The 6,646-nt window shown below is 51.2% G+C and carries 2 protein-coding genes; one reads left to right on the top strand and one right to left on the bottom strand.

Annotated features, from left to right (window positions below; genetic code table 11):
• The first annotated feature begins 212 nt into the window (after window positions 1–212).
• On the top strand, window positions 213–2,918 hold the full coding sequence (gene ppc / locus ACO6V1_RS05905) for a phosphoenolpyruvate carboxylase (RefSeq protein ID WP_422466162.1): 2,706 nt from the start codon (window positions 213–215) through the stop codon (window positions 2,916–2,918).
• Between the two features lie 397 nt (window positions 2,919–3,315).
• Here the strand turns inward: ppc and ACO6V1_RS05910 are convergent, their stop codons facing one another.
• Entirely contained in the window at window positions 3,316–6,528 is a 3,213-nt protein-coding gene (locus ACO6V1_RS05910; RefSeq protein WP_422466164.1) for a hypothetical protein, read from the bottom strand.
• Window positions 6,529–6,646 lie beyond the last annotated feature (118 nt).

The raw sequence follows: 6,646 nt of genomic DNA on the forward strand, positions 1-6,646 counted from the left end.
TGAAGAAATTGAAAGGGAACAGGGTGTTTTACTGTGAGGGTATGGTTTTTTTTGTGAGTAGGTGATTTCCCTTTTTTCTTACGTGTATCTGGTATAGGCTGCGCTTGGTTGTACTCATTTAACAAGTAAATTGTCGTGGGTTAATACGAGTCAGGCTTACCAAGACTTACAGAGGCAAAGTGGGCCGGAATAACATCGAAAGGCAAAGAGCTATGTCAGAAAAGCCAACAGAGAACCCATCGTCGCTGCGTCAAAATGTCAATATGCTGGGTACCTTGCTGGGTGACGTCATCCGCGACCACAAGGGAGAGGACTTCTTCAATAAAATCGAGGCTATTCGTCAGTTGTCCAAAGCGGCCCGCAGTGATGCCGAGAGTGATGACGGTCTGAATGAACAGCAGGCCCTGTTAGACCTGCTGCACAGCCTGCCTGATGATGAGCTGGTACCTGTGGTACGATCTTTCAGCCATTTCCTGAATCTCACCAATATTGCCGAGCAGTTCCACCTGGTATCCAGAGACTGTGAAACCAGCCACTGTGTTCCTGATCACTTCAGTGAATTGCTCAAGGCGCTGAAGCAGAAAGGTCTCAGCGATCAGCAGATTGCCGAGAAAGCATCAGAGCTGGATGTTGAGGTGGTACTGACTGCACACCCGACCGAAGTAACCCGTCGTACATTAATTCAGAAATATGAGCAGATATTCCAGTGCCTGAGTGACCTGGAAAACCAGTCGCTCAGTGATAACGAACAGCAGCGCATTGAACAGCGCATTCGCCAGCTGATTACTCAGGCCTGGCATACCTATGAGTTTCGGAGTAAACGACCAACACCAGTTGATGAGGCAAAAGGTGGCTTTGCCACCATTGAGCACTCCCTGTGGCATGCAGTGCCACAGTTTGTCCGTCAGATGGATGACCGCCTGCAAGCATTCACCGGTCACCGCTTGGCAATTGAGGCGGTACCCGTTCACTTTTCCTCCTGGATGGGGGGCGACCGGGATGGTAACCCGTTTGTAACATCTGAAGTGACCCGTGAAGTGTTGCTGCTCAGTCGCTGGATGGCGGCAGACCTGTTTTTAAGGGATCTGAAACCATTGATCAGTGAGCTTTCCATGAGCGATTGCAGTGATGAGCTGCGGGCGCTTGTGGGGGACTCTCGGGAACCTTACTGGTCTGTGTTAAAAGAGTTGCGGGAAAAACTGAGACATACCCGTCAGTGGTGTGAGCGAGGTCTGGCCAGACCCGGGGATGCACCGGCAACACCGACGGCGGGCGTTATGCTTGATAATGAAGATCTGATCAAGCCATTAAGATTGTGTTACGACTCTCTCCATGCCTGTGGCCTGGGGGTTATTGCCGATGGTCCTCTGCGGGACACCCTGAGAAGAGCGTACTGCTTTGGTCTGACGCTGATTAAACTGGATATTCGTCAGGAGTCTGGCCGTCATACTCAGGTGCTCAGCGAGCTGACCAAGGCCCTGGGTCTGGGGGATTATGAGCACTGGGAAGAACTGGAAAGACAGAGCTTCCTGCTGAAAGAGCTGCAAAACCCAAGACCTCTCTTGCCGAATACCAAAGGACCACTGAAGTGGTCGCCATCACCGGACGTGCAGGAGGTTTTAAACACCTGTCGTGTCATAGCCGCCGAGGGCTCCAGGGCACTGAACTGCTATGTGATTTCCATGGCCAAGCAGCCATCGGATGTATTGGCGGTGGCTCTACTGCTGAAAGAGTGTGGCGTGGATTTCGACATGCCCATTGCACCACTGTTTGAGACACTGGACGACCTCGACAACGCGGCGGAGTGTATTCGTCACCTGCTGTCATTACCCTGGTATCGCGGTTATTGCCACGGTGGTCAGATGGTGATGATTGGTTATTCTGATTCTGCCAAGGATGCGGGCTGGATGGCGGCTGGCTGGGCTCAGTACCGCGCCATGGAAGAGGTGTCGGCGGTATGCGCTGAGGCCGATGTCCGGTTGACCTTGTTCCATGGCCGTGGCGGTACCATTGGCCGTGGTGGTGGCCCGGCCCATGCGGCGATTCTTTCCCAGCCTCCGGGGTCGGTCAATAACCGCCTGAGGGTGACTGAGCAGGGGGAAATGATCCGCTTTAAGTTTGGCTTCCCACAAGTAGCCGTCCAGAGTCTGATGCTGTATGCCAGCGCCACACTGGAAGCAACCCTGTTGCCACCGCCAGTGCCAAAGCAGGAATGGCGTGAGGTAATGGATCAGTTGTCAGCGGATTCCGTGAAGGTGTACCGGGGCATTGTTCGTGAAGAGCCTGACTTCGTACCTTACTTCCGGGCCGTAACGCCGGAAATGGAGCTGGGTAAATTGCCGCTTGGCTCCCGTCCCGCCAAGAGGAAACCCAATGGTGGCGTGGAAAGTCTGCGGGCTATTCCATGGATTTTTGCCTGGACACAGATTCGCCTGATGCTGCCAACCTGGCTGGGCTGTGGCGGAGCGCTGGAGAATGCGGTCAACAATGGCAACCGGGATGTGCTGGAAGCAATGATGACCGACTGGCCGTTCTTTAAGGCACGTCTGGAAATGCTGGAGATGGTCTTCACCAAGACCGATGCCCAGCTGGCCAGGTATTATGAAGATCAGCTGGTGCCCGATCATCTGCGCTACCTGGGCGAAAAACTCAGACGTATGCTGTCGTCTGCCATTGAAGTGCTGCTGGATCTTAAAGAGGGGGATGAGCTGATGTCATCACACCCGCAGAACAAAGAAGCCATTGGTCTGCGTAACCCTTACACGGATCCTCTGAACTTCCTTCAGGCGGAGTTGCTGCAGCGGGTTCGCTCCCATGAAAAGATGGCGGGAGAAGATGCGGAAGTGGGTGAGGAGCTGGAACAGGCATTGATGATTACCATTGCCGGTATTGCGGCAGGTATGCGGAATACTGGCTAATTGAGAGTGTGCCGCAGTCATATTAAGGAATTGTCTCGGAATAAATACCGCCTTTGACTGAGGACTTGTTAAGGTCGCTAGTACATGGTTTCAATGAATTTGACGAGTTGTCGTGCCTCCGCACTCCGTTCGTCCTGAGGCTGTCGAAGGACCCATAGGGCCTAAAGGCGGAAACTCCGAACTCTGATAGATTGTGCCAAGCACCCTTCGACTCCGCTCAGGGTGAACGGAGATTGTACACGTCAAACTCATTTAAACCATGTACTAGCCGCTAACTACAAAAGCACAGGCGGCCTGTCTCTTGCGGGCAGCGCTTACTGAAATCTCGAAGTTATTTCAGGACTGTTCCTTAACAGCAGCTGGGTCGTTATCGTGGTAGCAGGCGTCATGGTTAAACTCACCGTGCCGCCTTTTTTTGTTGCTGCTGGCCGTTCGGCTGCATACGATAGACGACCCTTCCTTCATATTCATCAGACACCACCTTTAGCCCTCGTTCATTCAGTATCCGGGCACCGGTGCAGTCCGGCTGCCGGAATATTTTTTCAAGCTCAGACTGCGGCGGCGTACCAATGGCGGGCAGGATACCCTTCTGCTGCAACCGCTCAATCTCTGACTGCATACCGTGGCGGGTGGCAGGCGATAGCAAGGACATTGTGTGGTTCAGTTCATCCGCTGCCACGATAATTTTTTCTGTCAGGGTCATATTTTCAGGTAATTCAATCTGTCTCAGTTCCTGCTCATTGTGCAGCTTTCGGTAGGCACCGGCTGAGCCGGTTTTCGGGTCCCAGCAATCGGGGAGGGGCAGGTGGTCCGAGCGTTTTGGGTGGTCGGTCAGGCAGGGTTTGATGCCCGCTTTCGCTGCCATCACCAGCCGGACCAGATCATCCAGGCTGTCACGCATACACTGCTGCGGATCAGATGCCTGTTCAATCATCAATCGCCGTTTGGTGTTATCCACCGGTAACCGGTATTTCGTGGTGAACGGGTTGGCATCTTTGTGGTACCAGCCCCCGGTAATGCAGGCCAGATGCCTGAAACTCACCAGTGCTGCCCGGATCAGCAGGGTAAACTCTGGTTTATTGACCACGCGCACTAGCTCAATGGCTTCCGGGTTAAAGTAGCGGTTCTCTCCGGGCTCTGCAGAACCCGGTGTCAGTCGGATCGCGGGAAAATCCTCCCGGCAGGGGATGACCCGGACGATATCGACGATATCACCAAAGCGCAGCACCTGACGAAGCAATAATTCGTCTGCGGAGCATTGCTGGTCACTGGTGAAAGGAGCCCTGACCGGCTGCATCTGGTTGCTGTTTTTATTTTTCAGGGCACTGGATACTAACCCGATCAGTTCATCCGGGTAGTGATGCAAACTCTGCATATCACGCTGGAACAGTTCAGCGGCACGACGCTCTTCCACATCTTTATGCTCATCTTCAGCAACTGCGTCGTGGTATAGCTCGGCAATGGGCAGTAATTCCTGCAGCAGGGGCTGGTTTTTCAGCAGTTCCTTAAATGGCGCATGAATGTCAGGCAATACTTCCACAAGAAACTCGGTCGCCAGCTGGGTCCGCAGGGCGTGATCCAGGCCGTGAACTTTGCGGGAACCGGGTTTGCCCCCTTCCAGTATGACTTTTGCTACGGTGGGATGGAGATTCTGGTAGTAATGCCAACCCGCTACCCGGGTGATGGCAGGATAGTGGTCAATACGGTCAAACTCACTTTGCACAAAGTTCGGTGGGGCGGTCAGAAATGTGTCGAGCCATTCGCTCTGGCCGGTTTCCTTATCAGGCAACCGGATAACGCAGAAATTATTTACCTTGGGTTCTTGGTGAAAAATCTTTAAGCAGCTGAATAATATATTATTTGACTTCGGGATAGTGGTCATGTAGCGAAAATGCTCGATTAACTGCTCATCGTTAAACCGTTGCGGCGATAAGCCATTTTGCAGGTAATCCAGCAGTTTTTGCCCGTCAGCATTTTTGTTCAGATAAAACTGGTGGTATATTTTTTCGCCGATCAGTTCCCGGCACAGATTTTCAACCCAGTCGGCTCCGGTGGATACCGATTGACGGGCCAAAACTTTTTTCAGATTGTCTATAAACGTAGCCAGAGTATTCGGGATTCCCTCAGGGGGGGCCATTTGCCCCGGCTTTACCTCTGTATAGAAGCGTTCCGTATAAACCATCTTGTTGCAGCTAATCTGCCACAGGATCTCGTGGCGGATAATCCTTAATTCATCCCGGGTCAACAAACTCTCCTGGCAGAAATACCTGGCTGCCAGTAACAGCCATAGGCTACCGGTCACGTTAGAAAGGTGCTGTTTTTGAAAGTCAACTCTGGTTCCATGGGCAATCAGAAGACAGACGACTAATGGGTTGCGATTGGAGTAATGATCACAATGACCTTGCAACAATATTGGGACAAATAACCTGTTAAGCAATGCCTTCCTGCAAGTCTGCGCTTGCTTGCCAAGCTTCGATTTTGTCTCCTGCCAACGATCTCCGTATAAATCCATATCCAGGAAAATGCAGTTTCCCCGGTCTTTGAAGTCTCTTAAATCACTTGCAGGGAAAAAGGACGTACTAATCAATTTTTCCAATAACTGCACAGGTAGATTGACATTAAGTAACCGGGCATTTTCTATCGCTTCCAGTAATTCGGGTAAGCTACATAATATGTCCCCGGTAGATAATATTTTTATCAGGTCCAGATTTTTTTCTGCCTCTGCTACGGGTTTGATACTTTCCGGAATATTGATCAGCAGCTGCAAAAAACGATCAACACCGGACTGCACCAGCACCTTGAACAGCGTGATAGCCTGGCCCATGGTTTGAGCATATTTCGAGAATGTTCTGGCGTTTGCCGAAATCGCCTCTATTTCATGGCGCTGCAGTTTGAGCGGCGGGAATAGCACACCCCGCTCGCTATCGTATACCGACAGCCGTAAAGGTTGGCGAAATTCCCCTGCGGCACTGGCGTCATCGCCCAGTTCCAGCAGTAAAATGTTTTGCATCATATCTGCGACCCGGTCAAACGTAGCTTCCCGGTTAAAGTCGAGAAGATATCCGCAGTGCATCAGACCCAGATTAATGCGGCAAATAATTTCCGGGTAGGTTTTTTCGATGTTTTTCCTGCTGGATAACTGATGCAGCAGGTAACCTGTGCTGTCAATACGCCCGGAGGTTTTGGTATCAGGGAAGATGGTTTTGCTCTGCCAATATTTTTCTTCCAACTTGATGTTCAGCGTTACGTAATCCGTGATTTTTTTTATCGGTTTGGAATGTGTTTTGTTCGGCTGAAAATCTCCTTGGGCATCGGTAAAGGCATCATGTTTATAGGCCCATGCCAGCTCAACCTCATTCCTCTCTATTGGTCCCAACATGGTCACTACCCATGATTCCCCGCTGAATACCTGCTCTTCACCATGTTTAGTTAAGGGGTTGTTGCATTGGGGACTTAACCGGGTAACCGGCTTTGTTTCCCAGCCGAGCCATTTGCCCTTGCGTGCATCAACAGCCCGAACCATTAATCTGCCATCCTTGAATAAGCTGACAATATCATCTGCCGGGCGAGAACCGGGCGCAGGAGTCTGATTAACTGAAGATATAGTCATAAGGTGATTATTAATTTCTGTTTATTGATTATTGTTGGATTTAATAACTATCAAATAGTTCCTCTATTCCTTTTTCAGCCTGTCCCATCGGTACATTTGGCGAAGTGTGCTTCCTGAA

This window comes from Endozoicomonas sp. ALC013 (assembly GCF_049310205.1).
In the GTDB taxonomy this organism is placed as follows: Bacteria; Pseudomonadota; Gammaproteobacteria; order Pseudomonadales; family Endozoicomonadaceae; genus Endozoicomonas.